General features: G+C 60.4%; 18 protein-coding genes and 1 tRNA gene. 4 read left to right on the top strand and 15 right to left on the bottom strand.

Annotated features, from left to right (window positions below):
* Positions 1 to 229: 229 nt before the first annotated feature.
* The 11 genes from ATY76_RS33835 to ATY76_RS25345 form a co-directional block, all read right to left on the bottom strand.
* Positions 230 to 394 carry a hypothetical protein gene (locus tag ATY76_RS33835; RefSeq protein WP_190233730.1) on the bottom strand — a complete coding sequence of 55 codons (165 nt, stop codon included), beginning with the start codon at positions 392 to 394 and terminating at the stop codon, positions 230 to 232.
* Positions 395 to 518: 124 nt separating this feature from the next.
* On the bottom strand, positions 519 to 707 hold the full coding sequence (locus tag ATY76_RS25390) for a hypothetical protein (RefSeq protein ID WP_088677439.1): 189 nt from the start codon (positions 705 to 707) through the stop codon (positions 519 to 521).
* Between the two features lie 162 nt (positions 708 to 869).
* Positions 870 to 1,619 (bottom strand): ABC transporter ATP-binding protein, encoded by a 750-nt coding sequence (locus tag ATY76_RS25385; RefSeq protein ID WP_088677438.1) that lies wholly within the window; start codon positions 1,617 to 1,619, stop codon positions 870 to 872.
* Positions 1,616 to 2,449 carry an ABC transporter ATP-binding protein gene (locus ATY76_RS25380; protein WP_088677437.1) on the bottom strand — a complete coding sequence of 278 codons (834 nt, stop codon included), beginning with the start codon at positions 2,447 to 2,449 and terminating at the stop codon, positions 1,616 to 1,618. Before ATY76_RS25380 ends, ATY76_RS25385 begins: the two co-directional genes overlap by 4 nt.
* A complete protein-coding gene (locus tag ATY76_RS25375; protein WP_088677436.1) occupies positions 2,446 to 3,381 on the bottom strand; it encodes an ABC transporter permease in 936 nt (311 codons plus the stop codon). The genes ATY76_RS25380 and ATY76_RS25375 overlap by 4 nt, the downstream gene beginning before the upstream one ends.
* Positions 3,378 to 4,445, bottom strand: coding sequence for an ABC transporter permease (locus tag ATY76_RS25370; protein ID WP_088677435.1), 1,068 nt, complete (start codon positions 4,443 to 4,445; stop codon positions 3,378 to 3,380). Before ATY76_RS25370 ends, ATY76_RS25375 begins: the two co-directional genes overlap by 4 nt.
* A gap of 19 nt (positions 4,446 to 4,464) precedes the next feature.
* Positions 4,465 to 6,108, bottom strand: coding sequence for an ABC transporter substrate-binding protein (locus ATY76_RS25365; RefSeq protein ID WP_088677434.1), 1,644 nt, complete (start codon positions 6,106 to 6,108; stop codon positions 4,465 to 4,467).
* Positions 6,109 to 6,207: 99 nt separating this feature from the next.
* Positions 6,208 to 7,266, bottom strand: coding sequence for a dipeptidase (locus ATY76_RS25360; protein ID WP_088677433.1), 1,059 nt, complete (start codon positions 7,264 to 7,266; stop codon positions 6,208 to 6,210).
* A 167-nt stretch (positions 7,267 to 7,433) separates the two neighbouring features.
* Entirely contained in the window at positions 7,434 to 8,459 is a 1,026-nt protein-coding gene (locus ATY76_RS25355) for an ABC transporter permease (RefSeq protein ID WP_088677432.1), read from the bottom strand.
* Between the two features lie 34 nt (positions 8,460 to 8,493).
* Positions 8,494 to 10,035, bottom strand: coding sequence for a sugar ABC transporter ATP-binding protein (locus tag ATY76_RS25350; RefSeq protein ID WP_088677431.1), 1,542 nt, complete (start codon positions 10,033 to 10,035; stop codon positions 8,494 to 8,496).
* Between the two features lie 69 nt (positions 10,036 to 10,104).
* Complete coding sequence (locus ATY76_RS25345) at positions 10,105 to 11,034, bottom strand: sugar ABC transporter substrate-binding protein (RefSeq protein ID WP_088677430.1); 930 nt, start codon at positions 11,032 to 11,034, stop codon at positions 10,105 to 10,107.
* Between the two features lie 363 nt (positions 11,035 to 11,397).
* Between ATY76_RS25345 and ATY76_RS25340 the strand changes: the two genes are divergently transcribed.
* Positions 11,398 to 11,895, top strand: coding sequence for a DUF1993 domain-containing protein (locus tag ATY76_RS25340; protein WP_088677702.1), 498 nt, complete (start codon positions 11,398 to 11,400; stop codon positions 11,893 to 11,895).
* A gap of 15 nt (positions 11,896 to 11,910) precedes the next feature.
* On the opposite strand, the gene ATY76_RS25335 is transcribed toward ATY76_RS25340, so the two are convergent.
* Positions 11,911 to 13,470, bottom strand: coding sequence for an alkaline phosphatase family protein (locus tag ATY76_RS25335; RefSeq protein ID WP_088677429.1), 1,560 nt, complete (start codon positions 13,468 to 13,470; stop codon positions 11,911 to 11,913).
* Entirely contained in the window at positions 13,448 to 14,431 is a 984-nt protein-coding gene (gene galE / locus ATY76_RS25330) for a UDP-glucose 4-epimerase GalE (RefSeq protein WP_088677428.1), read from the bottom strand. Before galE ends, ATY76_RS25335 begins: the two co-directional genes overlap by 23 nt.
* 216 nt (positions 14,432 to 14,647) lie before the next feature.
* Here galE and ATY76_RS25325 point away from each other — a divergent pair, with 216 nt between their 5' ends.
* The gene (locus ATY76_RS25325; protein WP_088677427.1) at positions 14,648 to 15,292 is read left to right on the top strand and encodes a ThuA domain-containing protein; all 645 of its coding nucleotides are present in this window, start codon (positions 14,648 to 14,650) and stop codon (positions 15,290 to 15,292) included.
* Between the two features lie 66 nt (positions 15,293 to 15,358).
* Here the strand turns inward: ATY76_RS25325 and ATY76_RS25320 are convergent, their stop codons facing one another.
* Positions 15,359 to 15,613 carry a DUF2934 domain-containing protein gene (locus tag ATY76_RS25320; protein WP_088677426.1) on the bottom strand — a complete coding sequence of 85 codons (255 nt, stop codon included), beginning with the start codon at positions 15,611 to 15,613 and terminating at the stop codon, positions 15,359 to 15,361.
* Positions 15,614 to 15,944: 331 nt separating this feature from the next.
* Here ATY76_RS25320 and ATY76_RS34315 point away from each other — a divergent pair, with 331 nt between their 5' ends.
* Positions 15,945 to 16,289 (top strand): hypothetical protein, encoded by a 345-nt coding sequence (locus ATY76_RS34315; RefSeq protein WP_245310083.1) that lies wholly within the window; start codon positions 15,945 to 15,947, stop codon positions 16,287 to 16,289.
* A 113-nt stretch (positions 16,290 to 16,402) separates the two neighbouring features.
* On the top strand, positions 16,403 to 17,218 hold the full coding sequence (locus tag ATY76_RS34310) for a PAN/Apple domain-containing protein (protein WP_245310082.1): 816 nt from the start codon (positions 16,403 to 16,405) through the stop codon (positions 17,216 to 17,218).
* 64 nt (positions 17,219 to 17,282) lie between these two features.
* Here ATY76_RS34310 and ATY76_RS25310 read toward each other — a convergent pair.
* Positions 17,283 to 17,372 (bottom strand) — tRNA-Ser (locus ATY76_RS25310).
* Positions 17,373 to 17,515 lie beyond the last annotated feature (143 nt).

The raw sequence follows: 17,515 nt of genomic DNA, 5'->3' as shown, positions 1-17,515 counted from the left end.
CCGGCCTGGCGGCAGCGTATAAAGACAGGAAAGGCTGAAGCGCGCCGATGAACAAACCTCGATGCGACGCCCTGGCGTGACTGACATAGAGAAGAATGGGGATTGGGATAGCGCTCGGCTCTATGACCACTCTCCCGGGACAGGCTGATGCCGGGAGAGTGCTGGGGCCTGCGAGCGTCAGCAAAGGGCGGAAACCGCCGCGGCACCTGCCGAGCTTAGGATGCGCCGATTAGCCGACGAGGCCGCAAACCATGGCGACGACGAACAGGAATGCTGCCGTGAAGATCGCTCCATGGAGCATGGTCTGAAGCCTGTGACGCGCGGTCAGCGGCTTCTTGTCCACGACGGAACCATACTGGTTCACGTGAGTATGCGAAATACCCAGATCTGCCATATGTTGCCTCCGTTGTTTTCCTGCGGCCGGTTGTGCGGCTCGGTTTATAAATATTTTCTCTATCAGGTAGGTAGAGATAAATTTCCGTCCAGAGCGAGCGGAAGAGAAAATTCAACCAGCTCTATCAGCAGAGCGTGCGCCAGGCCCAGATCCACGAGCGCTCGACGGTGCTCCCGTCCTGCGGCGGGTTGGAAGAAGTGTCGATCAACCTGCGGTCCTTCTCGGCGGGAATGGATACCGAAATCTGTTCCCTGCGGTCGGCTTTGACGGGAGGATCAAGGTAACCCATGGTCATGCCACCGAGAAAGAACATGCCTCAACCTCCATCGATCACGAAAGCTAACAATCGTTAACAGGATCATGACAGAAGCGGGGCAGCTGTCAATAGTCTAGTTGGTTGGTCGTCTTTTAGGGAAGCATTAGCCTTAACGGTCTCGCGGGTCTTTTCTTTTCAAAGGCTTGAAAAGACTACCCTTCAGGCTTTGACGAACCCCTTGCTGGCGATCATCAAATTTCTCGTGTAGTCCTCCCGAACTGCGCCTCTCGCCAGCTCTTCCGAACTCAGGCGTTCGACGACCGCACCGTTGCGCATCACGGCGAGCTTTTCGCACATATGGGTGATGACGCCGAGATCGTGGCTCACCATCACGAAAGTCAGCTTGCGGTCGCGCCGGATCTGTTCGAGCAGGTTCAAAACCTCTGCCTGCACCGAGGCATCCAAGGCTGAGGTCGGTTCGTCGAGCAGCAGGATCGACGGTTCGACAATCAGCGCCCGGGCGATCGCCACGCGCTGCCGCTGGCCGCCGGAGAGCTGGTGCGGATAGCGGAAACGGAAGCCGTTGCCGAGGCCGACTTCGTCGAGTGCCCGCGCAATGCGTCGGTCGCTGTCGCCGATGCCATGGATCGCAAGCGGTTCGAGCAGAAGCCGGTCGATCGTCTGGCGCGGATGCAGCGAACCGTAGGGGTCCTGAAAGACCATCTGCACGCGCCGATAAAAAGTCTTGCTGCGTTTTGCGCCTCTGAGGGCTTCCCCCTCGATTTGGATCGTCCCGCCGCTGACCGGCGCAAGCCCGGCAACCGCGCGCAGCAAGGTGGATTTTCCCGAACCGGACTCGCCGACAAGGCCGAAGGACTCGCCGCCTTCGACCACGACGCTGACATCCTTCAGCGCATGAAATTCGTCATAAACGACGCCGAGATTGTCGATCTGGAGCGTTGCGCTCATGCCGCCCACTCCGGCTTGCGGTCGAGCACCGGCAGCGGATGGCGGTTCGAACCGATCTCGGGCATGCAGTTCAGCAGTCCCCGGGTATAGGGATGCTGCGCATGTTTGAGATCGGCGGCCGCGAGTTCTTCGACGACCTTCCCGGCATACATGACAATGACGCGGTCACAGAAGGAAGAAACCAGCCTCAGATCGTGGGACACGAAGATCAGTCCCATGCCCCGTTCGGACACCAGCCTGTCCATGATCCGCAGCACATCGAGCTGCACCGTCACGTCGAGCGCCGAGGTCGGTTCGTCGGCGATCAGCAGTTCCGGTCCGGCAATCAGCATCATGGCGATCATCGCGCGCTGCCCCATCCCGCCCGAAACCTCGTGGGGATGCAGGTCGAAGACGCGTTTGGGGTCGCGGATCTGCACCGCCTCCAGCATGGCGAGCGCACGCTCTCGCGCCTCCGCCTTGCCGACCTTCTCATGCGTGCGCAGCGTTTCGCAGATCTGCCTGCCGATCGTCATGACGGGGTCGAGCGAATATTTCGGATCCTGCAGGATCATGGCGATGCGCTTGCCGCGCAGCCTGCGCCTTTCGCCGGCGGAAGCCTTGAGGAGGTCGATGCCGTTGAAATCGAGCCTGTCGGCGGTGACGATGCCGTGTTTCGGCGTCAGCCCCATGATGGCCCGGCCGGTTTGCGACTTGCCGGAACCGGATTCGCCGACGATACCGAGCCTTTCCCTGCCGAGCGTAAAGGAGACGCCGCGAACGGCCTCGATCACGCCGGTGCGGGTGGGATAGCTGACCTTGAGCTTGTCGACCGTCAGAAGTGTCGTCATTGGCCGCTCTCCTTCGGATCGAGCGCGTCGCGCAGGCCGTCGCCGAGCAGGTTGAAGCCGAGGCTGACGATAAGGATGGCGATGCCCGGCATGGCCGCGACCCACCATTGATCCAGGATGAAGCGACGGCCCGATGCGATCATCGCGCCCCATTCCGGCAGCGGCGGCTGCGCGCCCAATCCCAGGAAGCCGAGACCGGCCGCCGTCAGGATGATCCCGGCCATATCGAGCGTCACGCGCACGATCAGCGAGGAAATGCAGAGTGGCATGACATGGCGCACGATGATGCGCAGCGGCGATGCGCCCATCAGCTTCACCGCCGAAATATAGTCGGAACGCCGGACCGTCAGCGTCTCGGCGCGCGCGATGCGGGCATAGGGCGGCCAGGAGGTGATGGCGATGGCGATGATCGCGTTCTGGATGCCCGGGCCGAGCGCGGCGACGAAGGCGAGCGCCAGCACCAACTTCGGAAAGGCGAGGAAAATATCAGTGATGCGCATCAGCGTCGCATCCACCCAGCCGCCGGCATAACCCGATACCGTGCCGACGAGCAGCCCGACCGGCGCGGAGATGATGGCGACGAGCACGACGACGAGCAGCGTCAATCGCGATCCGTAGACCAGCCGCGAAAAGATATCGCGGCCCTGGTCATCCGTGCCAAGCAGGAACCCGCTCGTTCCCGGCGGCAGCAAACGGGCATTGCGCAGATCGCCGACCACGGGATTGTGCGTGGCGATGAGATCGGCAAAAGCGGCGACCAGCAGCAGCGCGACGATGATCATGAGACCGACGACGGCGAGCCTGTTTGCGCTAAACTGCCGCCACGTCACGTAAGCGCGCCCGAGGCGCGCCTGCATGCGCGATTGCGGACGGTCGGAAAGCAGCCATTCGCGGCGGCTCATCACGGGAGATGGGGTGGCGGGCGCCGTCATCGGTTTCGCGTCCTCGGGTCGAGCGTCCGGTAGAGAAGATCGGACAGAAGGTTGATGCCGATGAAAACGGTGCCGATGACGATCGTGCCGCCGAGCACGGCATTCATATCGGCATTCTGCAGCGAATTGGTGATGTAAAGCCCGATGCCCGGCCAGGAGAAGACGGTTTCGGTCAGAACCGAGCCTTCGAGCAGGCCGGCATAGGAAAGGGCGATGACGGTGACGAGCGGCACGGCGGCATTGCGCAGCGCGTGGCCCCAGATCACTCGTGTTTCCGAAAGCCCCTTGGCGCGCGCGGCGACGATATATTCCTGCGAAAGCTCGTTGAGCATGAAGCTGCGCGTCATGCGGCTGATATAGGCCAGCGAGAAATAACCGAGCAGCGAGGCGGGCAGGATGATGTGGCGGAAGACGTCATAGAAGACGTCCCATTGCCCCTGCCAGGCGCTGTCGAGCAGATAGAAGCCGGTGATCGGCGTGAACGTATATTCGAAGACGATATCGATGCGGCCGGGAAAGGCCACCCAGCGCAGCTGCGCATAGAAGATGACGAGCGAGATCAGCGCCAGCCAGAAGATCGGCACCGAGTAGCCGATCAGCCCGATGACGCGCACCACCTGGTCTGCGATGCTGCCGCGGCGCACGGCGGCAAGAACGCCGAGCGGCACGCCGACGCAGGCGCCGATCAGCGTTCCGAGCGTTGCGAGCTCGATCGTCGCCGGCATGACGCGGCGGATGTCGACCATGACAGGATTGGTCGTCAGCACCGAATTGCCGAAATCGCCGGACAGGATGCCTTTGATATAGATGAAAAACTGCTGATAGAGTGGCAGGTTGAAGCCCATTTCCTGCCGCACCCGCTCGACGACGTGGGTGGGCGCGCGGTCGCCGAGGATGGCGAGCACGGGATCGATCGGCACGACGCGGCCGATGAAGAAGGTGACGGCCAGCAGGCCGAGATAGGTGGTGACGGCGGCGAACAGGAAACGTCCCGCCGCCTTCACGAAGACGCCGGCACGGCCCTTGCGGGGCCGCGCCTCCTGCCTGGTTTCGACGGTGCTCAAGCCACTCAACCCCGCCAGATCATTCCTTGGCGATCGGGCCGACGAAGTTGGTGTCGAAGCTCGGACCCAGCTTGAAATCCTTCAGGCTCTTCCGATAGCCGGCCACTTCGGTCTGCTGGAAGATGATGACGAAGGGGCTGTTGGCGAGAAACTTCTTCTGGACATCCTCGTAGATCGCTGCGCGCTTGGCGCCGTCCCGCTCGAGCAATGCAGCCTTCGTCTGCTTGTCGAGTTCCGGAGCTTCCCAGGTGTTGCGCCATGCGAGCGTCTTCACCGTGCCGGCGTCGGAATTGTCGGGATTGCTCGTGAAGGTATCGGCATTGGAATTCGGGTCGAAGTAATCGGAGCCCCAATTGCCGATATACATATCGTGGGTGCGGGCGCGATATTTGGTCAGCGTCTGCTTGCCGTCGCCGGGGATGATCTCCAGCTTCACGCCGGCCTGCGCCAGCGACTGCTGCATGGATTCGGCAATGCCGGTCACCGGCTGCGTGTTGCGCACGTCCATGGTCACCGAGAAGCCGTCGGGCAAGCCGGCCTTGGCCAGCAGTTCCTTGGCCTTGGCGACATCGAGCTTGTAGGGATTTTCGTCGAGCGCGCCGAGCTGGCCCTCCGGCAGGAAGGTCTGGTGGATCTCGCCAATGCCCTTGATCAGCGTCGCGCCGATCGCGTCGTAATCGACCAGATATTTGAACGCCTCCTGAACTTCGGGCTTCTTCAGGTTTTCGTTCTTGTTGTTCAGGCTGACGTAGTAGATCGTGCCCTTCGGCGCACTTGTCGTCGCCAGATCGGCATTCTTGGAAACGGCGTCGATATCGCCCGGCTCGAGATTGCGGGCGATATCGATGTCACCTGCTTCGAGCGCCAGCCGCTGGGCCGAGCTTTCCTTCATATAGCGATAGATGACGCGGTTGAGCTTCGGCTTGTCGCCGTAATAATTGTCGTTGCGCTCCAGCACGACGACTTCATTGGCGCGCCATTCGCGCAGCTTAAAGGCGCCGGAGCCGGCATAGCCGGTCTTCAACCATTCATTGCCGAAATCATTGTCGTATTTGTGCTCGGCATCCGGCGTCACGGCCTTCACATGCTCCAGCACCAGCTTCTTGTCGACGACGGAAGCGACAGTCGCCGTCAGGCAATTGAGCACGAAACTCGGCGCATAGGCCTTGTCGACCGTGAGGACGAAGGTATTGGCATCGGCCGCCTTGGCCTTTTCCGTGACGTTGTCGCCGGTCAGGCCGAACTGCGTGAGAATGAAGGCAGGGCTCTTGTCGAGCTTGACGGCGCGCTCGAACGACCAGGCGACATCTTCGGCGGTGATCGGATTGCCGGAGGCGAATTTCAGGCCGGGTTTCAGCTTGAACGTATAGGTGAGGCCGTCATCCGAAACGCTCCAGCTTTCGGCGAGATCGCCCTTTACCTTTGATGTATCGGCGAGATCGAGACGGACAAGCAGGCTGTAGCTGTTGCTGGTGATCTCCGCCGTCGAAAGCTCGAAAGCCTCGCCCGGATCCATCGTGATGATGTCGTCGATGGCAAAACCTTCGACAAGCGTGTCCTTGGGCGTTTCGGCGAAAGCGGACGGTGCCGTCATCATCAGGAGCGAAAGGGCGGCTCCGGCGGAAAGCATGCGGATATTGCGGCTGAGCTTGGTGATCATCATGGTCTGTTCCCCTGTTCTTGATTGATTACGAAGCGTTAGGTCGGTCATTCCCCACTAAACTATTGTCCATTCCGAGCGCGTCCAGAGGCGCGCGGTGCTTTAGGCGCGGTCCTCGCGCCAGGCTTGCGCCAGAATACGAAGCCAATTTTCACGGGCAAGTTTCGTGAGATCCTCCTCACCATATCCAACCTCCCGGAGAGCGGCAATCAGCTTCTGATTGCCGGCCGCATCGCCGATTTCCTCAGGAATGGTGGCGCCGTCGAAGTCCGATCCGAGCGCGACGCAATCAATGCCGATGCGGTTCACGAGGTAGTCGATATGGCGGATCATATCCGCAAGCGGCGTATCGCTGTCCGAGCGGCCATCGGCACGCAGCATGGCCGTCGCATAATTGACGCCGACGAGGCCGCGACTTTCGCGGATCGCATCGAGCTGCCTGTCCGTGAGGTTGCGCGCGACCGGCGTCAGCGCGTGGGCATTGGAATGGCTGGCGACCAGCGGCTGGTCCGTCGTTTTCGCCACGTCCCAGAAACCCTTCTCGGTGATATGGGCAAGGTCGATCAGGATGCCGAGGCGATTGCACTCCTTGACCAGCGCAAAGCCGGCATCGGTGAGGCCGGGCGCGGTATCCGGCGACATCGGGAAGGCGAAGGGCACGCCATAGCCGAAGACGTTGTGCCTGCTCCAGACCGGGCCGAGCGACCGCAGTCCCGCCGCATGAAACACCTCGAGCGCCGAGAGATCGGCGCCGATCGCCTCGCAGCCTTCCATATGCAGGACCGCGGCGAAAATGCCGTCCGCCACGGCGCCGCGGATATCCTTGACCGTCCGGCAGAGCCGCCAGGCGCCCGCCCGGTCGAGCCGCAGCGCGATCGCCGCCATCTCATTGGCAACGACAAGGGAAGGCAGCGGATCGAGAGGAGCCGCCATCGGTGTGACATAGCGGCCTTCGGCATCCGGATCGGCAAAGACGAGATCGCCGGAGGGAATGTAGATGGCGCAGAGGCCGCCGGAGAGGCCGCCTTCCCTGGCTCGATGTGCATCGATATGGCCGGCCGTCGTGCCGTCTTTGAATTCCGCGATCGGATCGCTGCCGTCTTTTGCGTGTGTCCAGAGCCGAAGAAGAACGTCGTTATGACCGTCGAATACGAATTGCATTTGTCTTCCTGCACTGCCCGAGGCGGGGCCTATGACGTGGCAGAATAGAAAAGCTGGCGGGATTCGCCATCCCTTTTTTTAAAAATCTGCGTCCTCTTCAAGAGCTTCGCCGCAAACGGAAACGGGGGCCGAAGCCCCCGCATGATGATTGTTCTCGCTGATCGAGATCAGTGCTTGCGCCTTTTCTTCTGCCTGTAGACGTCGACGACGACGGCTGCGACGATGATGACGCCCTTGACGATTTCCTGGTAGTAGGCGTCGATCCTAAGGAACGTGAAGCCTGATGTCATGACGCCGAGGATAATGGTGCCGATGACGGTGCCGGTGATGCGCCCGACGCCGCCGGTGAGCGAAGTGCCGCCAATGACGGTCGCGGCGATCGCATCGAGTTCGTATCCGACGCCCATGCTCGCCTGTGCGGTTTCAGCGCGCGCCGCCGTGACGATACCGGCAAGCCCGGCGAGCAGTCCGGCAATCACGTAGACCTTGACGAGATGCGCCTCGATATTGATGCCCGAAACGCGTGCCGCCTGCGGGTTCGCGCCGATGGCATAGGTGAACTTGCCGTAGCGGGTGTAGCGCAGCGCAATATGGAAGATCAGCGCCACGACCAGGAAGACGACGACCGGCCATGCCTTGGTTCCGATGAAGTGGAACTGCTCGGTGATGCCGGAAACCGGCTGTCCCTTTGTATACCACTTGGCGACGCCTCGGGCCGAAACGAACATGCCGAGCGTTGCGATGAACGGCGGGATCTTCGTATAGGCGATGAGCGCGCCGTTTATGAGACCGGCGGCCGCCCCGATCAGCAGGCCGATCATGATCGGCACGACGGCGGGCAGATCGGTCAGCGAGGGGAAGACGGCCCGTCCCCAGGTCGAGGATTGGGCAAAGCTCGTCGCGATCATCGCCGTCATGCCGACGACCGATCCCGACGAAAGGTCGATGCCGCCGGTAATGATGACCTGGGTCACGCCGACGGCGATGATGCCGATGACCGAGACCTGCAGGATCATGATCGTCAGGCGCTGCGAGTTCATCAGGAAGCTCTGGCCGATGAACAGCCAGCCGAGCACTTCATAGACCAGCGCGATGCCGACGAGCACGAGGAAGATGCTGAGTTCCGGCGGCATGCGCCGCCGTCTCGGCCGGGTTGCGAGCGGGGCGGTGCCCTCTGCTGCCTTGCTATTCATGTCAAACCTCCCTTGGGCGATCACAGGCGGCGCGTCACCGCGCAGCCAGCTCCATCACCTTGATCTGCGTTGCTTCATCGCGATTGAGGAAACCGGTCACTCGGCCTTCATGCATGACCATGATGCGGTCGCTCATCCCGAGCACTTCGGGCATTTCGGACGAGATCATGATGATCGCCACGCCGTTGCGCGCCATTTCGGTGACCAGCCGGTGGATTTCGGCCTTGGCCCCGACATCGATGCCGCGCGTCGGCTCGTCGAGGATCAGGATCTTCGGATGGGTGAGCAGCCAACGCCCGATCAGCACTTTCTGCTGATTGCCGCCCGAAAGATTCTCCACGCGTTCGTAGAGGTTGGGCGTCTTGACGCGCAGCCTCTTCGCCATGTCTTCGCAGGTCGCCTCGAGCGCGCCCTGCTGCACGAAGCCGCCCTTGACATATCTGTCCTGCAGAACGGCGATCTGCATGTTTTCGAGAATATCGAGGATCAGCAAGCAGCCGGTATCCTTCCGGTCCTCCGTCAGGAACGCCATCTGGTGGCGGATGGCGTCGGTCGGCGAGGCAATGTTCACCGGCTTGCCGAAGAGTTCGACCGAACCGGAGCTTGCCGGCGTCACGCCGAAAAGAGTTTCAGCCACGTTCGACCGCCCGGAGCCGACGAGGCCGGCCACGCCGAGGATCTCGCCGGCCCTCACTTCGAAGGAAACGTCGCGGAAGACGCCGTTGAGACAGAGATCCTTGACGGAGAGCACGACATCGCCGATCGGCACTTCTTCCTTCGGAAACATCTGGGTGATCTCGCGCCCGACCATCATTCGGATGATGTCGTCGCGGGTGACCTCGGTCGAGGCATGCGTGCCGATATAGCGCCCGTCGCGAAAGACGGAGAACTCGTCGGCGATTTCAAAGAGCTCGTTCATCTTGTGGGTGATGTAGACGATGCCGATGCCCTGAGACCTGAGATCACGGATGATGCGGAAAAGATGCTCGACCTCGCGCTCCGTCAGTGCCGATGTCGGCTCGTCCATGATGAGGACGTCGGAATTATAGGAAACCGCCTTGGCGATCTCGACCATCTGCCGGTTTGCGACCGACAGGTGGCGGACTTCGATTTCCGGATCGAGCGCGATGTTGAGCCGGGCAAACAGCTCCTCGGTCATGCGGCGCATCGCGCCATGATCGACGAAGCCGAAACGGTTCTTCGGCTCGCGGCGGATCCAGATATTTTCCGCGACCGTCATGAACGGCATCAGGTTCAGTTCCTGATGGATCATGGCAATGCCGTTCTCCAGCGCGTCGAGCGGGGATTTCAGCCGGATGTCGACGCCCTTGAGGCGGATATCGCCCTTGTCGGGCGTATAGATGCCGGCGAGGATCTTCATCAGCGTCGATTTGCCGGCGCCGTTTTCACCCATCAGCGCATGCACAGAGGCGCGCTTCAGCCGGAACTGCACGTCGTCGAGTGCGACGACGCCTGGAAATTCCTTGCGAACGCCCTCGGCGCTCAAGAGATATTCCGCATTCGGAACCGCGCCGCTTGCGCGCACGGCTGCCATGGTTGTCGGGCTGACGGCCATATCATCTCCTCCGGATACGGACAGGCTGAAAGGATGCGGGCCGAGCCCGCATCCTGCTTGGCGTTCGCCTCAGTTCTTGGCGACGAAGTCCTTGACGTTTTCAGGCGTGACGAGCTGGAAGGGGATGTAGACCTTCTTCTCGACCTTTTCGCCCTTGGCAATCTTGAGCGCCGTATCGAGCGCGCCCTTGCCCTGGCCGGCAGCGTCCTGGAAGACAGTGACGTCGAGGTCACCTGCCTGCATGGCGGCAAGCGCGTCCTGCGTGGCGTCGACGCCGCCGACGACGACCTTGGTCATGTCCTTGCCGGCAGCCTTCAGCGCCTGGATGGCGCCGATCGCCATTTCGTCGTTGTTGGAGATGACAGCGTCGAATTCGATGCCGCTGGAGAGCCAGTTGGTCATCAGGTCGGCGCCCTGGGTGCGATCCCAGTTGGCCGTCTGCTCTTCGACGATCTCGATGCCCTTGCACTCGTCGGTCTTGACGACGTCATGAATGTCCTGGGTGCGCATGCGCGCAGCCTGGTTGGAAAGCTCGCCCATGATGACGACGGCCTTGCCCTTGCCACCGAGAATGCGGCAGATTTCCTTGGTTTCCAGCGTACCGGATTCCTGCTCGTTGGAAGCCACGAAAGCCTGCTTTTCCGGCAGCGTGTCGACGTTGACCGGCTGGCGGTTGACGTAAACCAGCGGAATGCCGGCATCGGCCGCGAGCTTCGACATTGCCGTCGTCGCATCGGTATCGACAGGGTTGACGATGATCGCATCGACCTTGGAGGCGATGAAGTTCTGGATCTGGCTCTGCTGCTTGGAAACGTCGTTCTGCGCGTCTTCCACCTGCAGCGTGACGCCGTTCAGCGTCTTTGCATAATCGGTCATGCCATTGCGCAGAACGGTCAGGAAGTTGTCGTCGAACTTTGCCATCGACACGCCAACCGTCTCCGCGTGGGCCGCCGTCGACATGACGAGCGCCATCGCAGTGCCCAGGATAAACTTTTTCATTTCACTTCCTCCACAAATGGTGCCCGGCTGCACCCTCCTCACGCCGGAGCTCCAGGCTATTTGCCCTGAGAGCTGCATCCCCTGCATGCACCACCTCTCCCGTGGCACTCCGCAAAACGGAACAAACAAACCGTAAAATTTGTTCTGCGGAATATTCATTCCATTTTCTGGGAACGGCGTCAAGTCTCTTTAGCGGCAATGAGACACGGACGACTGCGTGGTGACCCGGCCTGGCGACTATCGACGGCATTCCTCCATTGTGAAAAGCGAGAGCCGTCTCCATCTATGCGGAGTCGTGGCCAGCTCACGGCTTTCGGCCTCTTGCTGCGGTCCGATCATTTGAAAATTTTGGAGACAGGACTGATGTCCATTTCGATCTATCGACTCACCGTTCCCATGTTCCAGCGCGGGCTTGCCAGCCTGAAAACCTATCTCGACAAGGCCGAAATCTATGCGAAGGAGAAGAATATCGATCCTGCCATATTGGTTTCCGCCCGCCTTGCGCCCGACATGCTGCCGCTTTCCGGCCAGTATCAGCGCGCCAGCGACACTGCCAAATTTGCGCTCTCCCGGCTGACCGCAACGGAAGCGCCGAAATTCGAGGACAACGAGAAGACGATCGAGGAACTGCGCGAGCGGCTTTCAAAGACCGAAGCCTATCTCGCCGGCTTCTCCGCCGAAGCTCTTGATGGCGCGGAAAGCCGTGAGATCACCCTGCCGGGCAAGAGCGGCATCGTGCTGCCGGGCGATGAATATATCGCCACCTTTGCCCTGCCGAATTTCTATTTCCACGTGGCGACGGCCCATGCGATCCTGCGCAACCAGGGCGCACCGGTCGGCAAGCGCGATTATCTCGGCTGATCTGACGGCTCTATATCAGGGCCGGCGGATCACCGGCCCTTTTTCCGTCAGCTCGGTATAGGCAAGCGTCTGATCCAGATGCCGCGCTCTGAGTGAAAGCAGCTTTTCGGCATAGGCAAGCCGCACCGCGGCATGGGCCGGATCCGCCGCAATATTGTTCAGCTCCATCGGATCCTCGCGGAGATCGAAGAGCAGCGGCGGCAGCGCGGTGAAATGCACATATTTGAACCTGGAATCGCGGATCACGGCGAGATTGCACTCGTTGGAGCCGATGCCGAAATGGCGCTCCGCCTCGCTCCCGGCGATGTCACGGAAATCGAATTCCCAGAATGCCGCGTTCCGCCAGGCCTCCACGCACTCGCCCTGGACGAACGGCATGAGCGACCGGCCATCGAGGCCGTTCTTAGCGCCGATGCCGAGCCTTTGGCAAAGGGTCGGAAAAATATCGGCGGCACTGGTGAAATCGTCGACTACCCCGCCAGCAGCACCGCTTGCGGGATCGCGAATGACCAGCGGAATATGATAGCTGCCGTCGAAGAATCCGCCCTTCCCGAGCGTCCAGTGATCGCCCGCCATCTCCGCATGGTCGGAGGTGAAGACGACGAGCGTATTCTCCCAGGCGCCCGCATCCTTCAGGGCCTGCCAGATGCGGCCGAGCTGGTCGTCGACCTCTGCTATCATGCCGTAATAAATCGCCCGGATCGCCGAGAAATCCTCCCCGTTCCAGCCGCTGAGCGGCCCGCTCGCGCCGAGGACGAAGCTGCTCTTGCCGGAGCGCGGCATGGCATAGGCGAGATAGGGATGACTGTCCTCTTCCGCCTGGGCGTTTGCCGCGCGGGCAAAAGCCGGCCCGTCACCCGGCCCGAACATCCGGTTGAACGGTTCCGGCACGGAAAAGGGCGGGTGCGGCCGCAGGAAAGAGACATGCGCGAACCACGGCCTGTCCTGTTCGCCCATCCAGCGGATGAACTCGCCGGCCAGGAAAGCCGTCTGCGTCTCGTTACGCGAATAGGCCGGCGCCGCATCGGAGATGTCTCCCGGCTCTGCGCCGACCGGAATGTGGATATCCCGGCTGACCGCATCGGCATGGCCGCGGGACCTGAGCCAGGAGAGCCACTGCCTCTCATGCTCCGGCAGAAGCTGGCGGGCGGTAAAGCCCGGCAGCAGGCCTTCATAGGTCGTCAGGTGCGGATCATTGGCATCCAAGCCGCGCGGATCGGGTGCCGTGTCGGTATAGCCGAACAACGTCGGATCGTAGCCGGCCCGCCGCGCCGCCAGGGCCAGATTGTCGAAGCGGGCATCCAGCGGCGAACCATTGCGGCAGACGCGATGGTTCATCTGGTAGAGGCCGGTATAAAGTGTCGCCCGCGCCGGCGAGCAGGGCGCGGCCCCGGCATAGTGCCGCCGGAACAGCGTGCCTTCCCGCGCCAACGCATCGACGGCAGGCGTTTTCACGCAAGCATGGTCTAGGGAAGACAGGCAGTCGCCGCGCCACTGATCCGCCGTGATCAGCAGAACGTTCGGCCGGCGGCCCGTTTCAATTCTGGTTGGCTCAATGCTGGTTGGATTTTGCATGCCAGTCCCAGGCGGAGCGGATGATCTGAGAGAGATCATACTGCGGCACCCAGCCGAGCACGTCGCGCGCCTTGTCGTTATTGGCGACCAGCGTGTGCGAATCGCCTTCGCGCCGGCCGATATATTCGACCGGGAAAGGCCTGTTCGACACATCCTCGATCGCGCCGAGCAATTCCTTAACCGTCGTGCCGGTGCCAGTGCCGAGGTTCAGTGCGACGGACTCTCCGCCGTTGAGCAGATATTCGACGGCGCGCACATGCGCATCGGCAAGGTCGAGCACATGAATATAGTCGCGCACGCAGGTGCCGTCGCGCGTCTCGTAATCGCTGCCGAACACCTTGAAGCCCTGGCGGCGGCCGAGCGCGGCATCGATCGCCAGCGGGATCGCATGGGTTTCCGGCTGATGCCACTCGCCGATCCGGCCCTCGAAATCAGCACCCGCTGCATTGAAGTAGCGCAACACCACCGAGCGCAGGCTCTTATACTGGTCGTAGTCGGCAAGAGCCTGCTCGACGATATATTTCGTCCGTCCGTAGGGATTGATCGGCACCTGCCGATGGGTCTCGTCGAGCGGCACGCTCTGCGGCAGGCCGTAAGTGGCGCAGGTGGAGGAGAAGACGAAGGCGTTGATCCCGGCCGCCTGCGCCGCCGAAAGCAGCGTCAGAGTGCCGATCACATTGTTCTCGTAGAAGGAAACCGGATCCTTGACCGATTCGCCGACCTCGATCAGCGCCGCGAAATGCAGGATCGCCGCCGGCTTGTGCTCGGCCAGCACCTCGTCCAGCCGGGCGCGGTCGCGAATATCGCCTTCCTCGGCCGGCCCCCATTTGACGAACTCGCGGTGACCGTTCGAAAAATTGTCGAAGACGACAGGCTTATAGCCCTTGTTCGCCAGGTCGAGACACGTATGCGAGCCGATATAGCCGGCGCCGCCGACCACAAGAACCGTTTCACCTGCCATGCACCACCCTTGCAAATTCAATGAGAGATTGGCGGAACCTAGACGAGATACACGTCAATAAAAAGAAGGAACTTCAATCCGCTTGAACGGACAATACGTCGAATGCCGAAGAGCTCCCGACCAACGCCGCTGCTGCGAGCCTTCGCGCATAATTCGCGTGATTTGCATAATTGTCTGATCTAGTGGGCGAAGAATGATTTGCGCGGAGGGCAAGACATGAAGAAGGCGATCATCGTCTGGGGCGGCTGGCAGGGCCATGAGCCCGAACAATGCGCCGGCATCGTCGCCGAGCTCCTGCGCGAGGACGGTTTCGCCGTCGAAGTGACCGGCGATCTCGGCATCTTCGCATCGCCTCAGCTCGCCAAGGCCGATCTTCTCGTGCCCATCATTACCGGCGAGACGCTGGAAAAGCCCCATGCCAGCGCCCTTGTCGAGGCGGTGCGCGGCGGGCTGGGACTCGGCGGCCATCACGGCGCGCTCGCCACCTCCTTCAAAGAAAGCGCCGCCTTCCGTTACGTCTCCGGCGTCACCTGGGTTGCCCATCCCGGCAATATCATCGATTTCCGCGTCGGCGTCACCCGCCAGGACGACCCCATCATGGAGGGCATTCCCGACTTCGACTATCACTCGGAACAATATTATCTGCATTACGACCCGAGCGTCGAAATCCTCGCGACGACGACCTTTACCGGCGCTTATGACCCGGCGGCGCGCAATGTCGTGATGCCCGTCGTCTTCAAGCGCCATTTCGGCGCCGGCCGCATCTTCTATTCGGCTCTCGGCCACGTCGCCGCCGAATTCGACCATCCCTATATGCCGCTGATCCTGCGCCGCGGCCTGAGCTGGGCCGCCCGCCAGTAACGTCGGGCAGGTCTCTTCTGTGCCGTTCCGGGCAGGAAACCGCTCGGCGACTTTGCTGAAATTGCTTTAAAGGACCGCTTTCCGCTGCCGCTCGTTTTCGACTTCGGGGACCGGCTCGTCATAGATCCGCATCAGCCGCCCCGCTGCCTTCAGCTTGGCGATGAGATCATTTCCATCGGGCGAGGCCTTCGTCAGCTCCAGCTGCTCGAATTCCCTGAGCGCTTGCAGCCAATGGCTTTCCCCACGCCCCTCCGGCCGGCCTTCCGATTCCCACAGCGAATAAGCGCGCTGGCTGACCCAGGCGTCCCTATTGTGACTCATTACCAACCCCAGCCGAAAAATTTGGAAGCAAATATCGATAGCCAGCAAGGTGACAAACCGGGCTTTAGGAGTCGTTACGAGGCAGCGTTATTTTTTTAATAATGCGAGGAGATGCGGATACTTGGAGACAGATTACAGCCCTAAGGGCGGTAACCTGATTTATAAATTTGAAGTTCAATTATGAGGATATCTTTGGCTCCGGCGCGTGCTTAACTGCAATCTAGAATGTTTCCTAGAATACCGGTAACAACCTTGCCAGTTTAGCGCGTTTGTAGTTTGATGATATGAGCTGGGGGACTTGTTTATGCGTAACTTACTCCGATCTGCCGCTATGAGCGCCATGCTGTCAATGACAACAATGTGCAGCCACGCAACAGCGTCTGAGAAGACCTTCGGTCCCTTCACTGTCGATGACGCCAAGCCCGATGTTATTGCCATGGAGGGCGAAATCGATGTCGGCTCAGCCCTCAATTTTCGTCGCGCTCTTCAAGCTGCTCCGAATGCAAAACTCATTACATTGAACAGTCCAGGTGGCGCCGTGCAAATGGGTTTGCTGATAGCAGACGACATTCATGAGAAGAGCTTGCAACCTACATTCCAACAGACAGCGTCTGCCTGTCTGCTTGTGCTTATATATTTCTTGCAGGTATCGAGCGAAAGGTCGACGGCAAACTAGGCGTTCACCAGATCTCGTCCGATGCCTCAGATCTTGTGGGAGCACAGCTGGCAATTTCTGACATTATCGACGTCCTTAACCGCTTCAACACCCCAATCGAGGTGATGAGCATCATGTTCAAGACGCCACCGAATGACATGCATGTCTTCACACCGGAAGAAATCGAGCGATACAAACTCAATCGAGCAGTAGAGTCAAAGCCCTCGACTACCACAGGCACACCGGCAACATTGGAGAAAGCCTCACCTTCCGCGGATGCTGTTAGCGGGCCAGTACCTGCTATTCAGCCAGCAAGGCCAGATGGATTATCGCTAACTGAAAAAACACCACCCGCGCCGACGATAAAGACGGAAGCGAAACTTTCGCCGATCGAAGAGTTCGCAAGGCGCCCGAACCGCATCGCCGTCTACACTGGCCTGGATCTTTTCGGTGACGACATTTCCTCGATCAGAGCAAATGACGCCGCTGAGTGCGCGCTGAATTGTCTTGCCATGAACGGTCAATGCAAGGCGTTCACCTTCAACGCAAATCCAAAGATCAAGAAGGGACCCAATTGTTTTCTCAAATCCAGCGCCGGCCGAGCAGATGGAAATAGTGTAGCCTTCTCTGGTCGCTTCCTCAGTGGTGCCGATGCTAACCCACCCACATTTACGATCGGAATGATTGATCCGCAGAGCGCACTCTTCCACGACGTTGATTTGCGAGGTGGTGACTTGTCTTCACGCCCTTACATCACAGCCAAGACACCACTCAACTGCCGCCTTGCATGCGTCGATGACAATCGTTGCATGGCCTTCACCTATAACCACTCCAAAAAGCAGTGCTGGTTGAAAGGGTCGATTGGTACGCCGATGTTAGGCAAGGGGATGGTGAGCGGGATCAAGAAGTTTCAGAGTTTCTCGCCAGCGAAGATCATCAGCTTGAATTAAGGAATAGTGGCAAGATTTCCAGGAGAGATCTACGAGTGGGCGTAGATATTCGACCTGAGAATTATGGCGGAGAGGGTGGGATTTGAACCCACGATACCCTTGCAGGTATGCCGCATTTCGAGTGCGGTGCATTCGACCACTCTGCCACCTCTCCGCGGTCAGGTCGGCGCTTGTTCGGCGCGGGCGTTCTCATAACGAGCCTGTGACGGGTTGGCAAGCCGAAAAGTCGAAGCATTCCATCCTTTTGCCTTGACACTTTTTTGTCACTCGCGTATCTCGGCTGCGCAATAGGTTCGG

This window comes from Rhizobium sp. R339, from assembly GCF_002211395.1.
Lineage (GTDB): Bacteria > Pseudomonadota > Alphaproteobacteria > Rhizobiales > Rhizobiaceae > Rhizobium.
This window is presented reverse-complemented; position numbering and strand designations above follow the sequence as displayed.

Excerpts from the sequence above, each read along its gene's own strand:
- ATY76_RS33835 (WP_190233730.1), bottom strand. The coding sequence starts at position 394 with ATGGCAGATCTGGGTATTTCGCATACTCACGTGAACCAGTATGGTTCC.
- ATY76_RS25390 (WP_088677439.1), bottom strand. The coding sequence starts at position 707 with ATGTTCTTTCTCGGTGGCATGACCATGGGTTACCTTGATCCTCCCGTC.
- ATY76_RS25385 (WP_088677438.1), bottom strand. The coding sequence starts at position 1,619 with ATGAGCGCAACGCTCCAGATCGACAATCTCGGCGTCGTTTATGACGAA.
- ATY76_RS25380 (WP_088677437.1), bottom strand. The coding sequence starts at position 2,449 with ATGACGACACTTCTGACGGTCGACAAGCTCAAGGTCAGCTATCCCACC.
- ATY76_RS25375 (WP_088677436.1), bottom strand. The coding sequence starts at position 3,381 with ATGACGGCGCCCGCCACCCCATCTCCCGTGATGAGCCGCCGCGAATGG.
- ATY76_RS25365 (WP_088677434.1), bottom strand. The coding sequence starts at position 6,108 with ATGATGATCACCAAGCTCAGCCGCAATATCCGCATGCTTTCCGCCGGA.
- ATY76_RS25360 (WP_088677433.1), bottom strand. The coding sequence starts at position 7,266 with ATGCAATTCGTATTCGACGGTCATAACGACGTTCTTCTTCGGCTCTGG.
- ATY76_RS25355 (WP_088677432.1), bottom strand. The coding sequence starts at position 8,459 with ATGAATAGCAAGGCAGCAGAGGGCACCGCCCCGCTCGCAACCCGGCCG.
- ATY76_RS25350 (WP_088677431.1), bottom strand. The coding sequence starts at position 10,035 with ATGGCCGTCAGCCCGACAACCATGGCAGCCGTGCGCGCAAGCGGCGCG.
- ATY76_RS25345 (WP_088677430.1), bottom strand. The coding sequence starts at position 11,034 with ATGAAAAAGTTTATCCTGGGCACTGCGATGGCGCTCGTCATGTCGACG.
- ATY76_RS25340 (WP_088677702.1), top strand. The coding sequence starts at position 11,398 with ATGTCCATTTCGATCTATCGACTCACCGTTCCCATGTTCCAGCGCGGG.
- ATY76_RS25335 (WP_088677429.1), bottom strand. The coding sequence starts at position 13,470 with ATGCAAAATCCAACCAGCATTGAGCCAACCAGAATTGAAACGGGCCGC.
- galE (WP_088677428.1), bottom strand. The coding sequence starts at position 14,431 with ATGGCAGGTGAAACGGTTCTTGTGGTCGGCGGCGCCGGCTATATCGGC.
- ATY76_RS25325 (WP_088677427.1), top strand. The coding sequence starts at position 14,648 with ATGAAGAAGGCGATCATCGTCTGGGGCGGCTGGCAGGGCCATGAGCCC.
- ATY76_RS25320 (WP_088677426.1), bottom strand. The coding sequence starts at position 15,613 with ATGAGTCACAATAGGGACGCCTGGGTCAGCCAGCGCGCTTATTCGCTG.
- ATY76_RS34315 (WP_245310083.1), top strand. The coding sequence starts at position 15,945 with ATGAGCGCCATGCTGTCAATGACAACAATGTGCAGCCACGCAACAGCG.
- ATY76_RS34310 (WP_245310082.1), top strand. The coding sequence starts at position 16,403 with ATGTTCAAGACGCCACCGAATGACATGCATGTCTTCACACCGGAAGAA.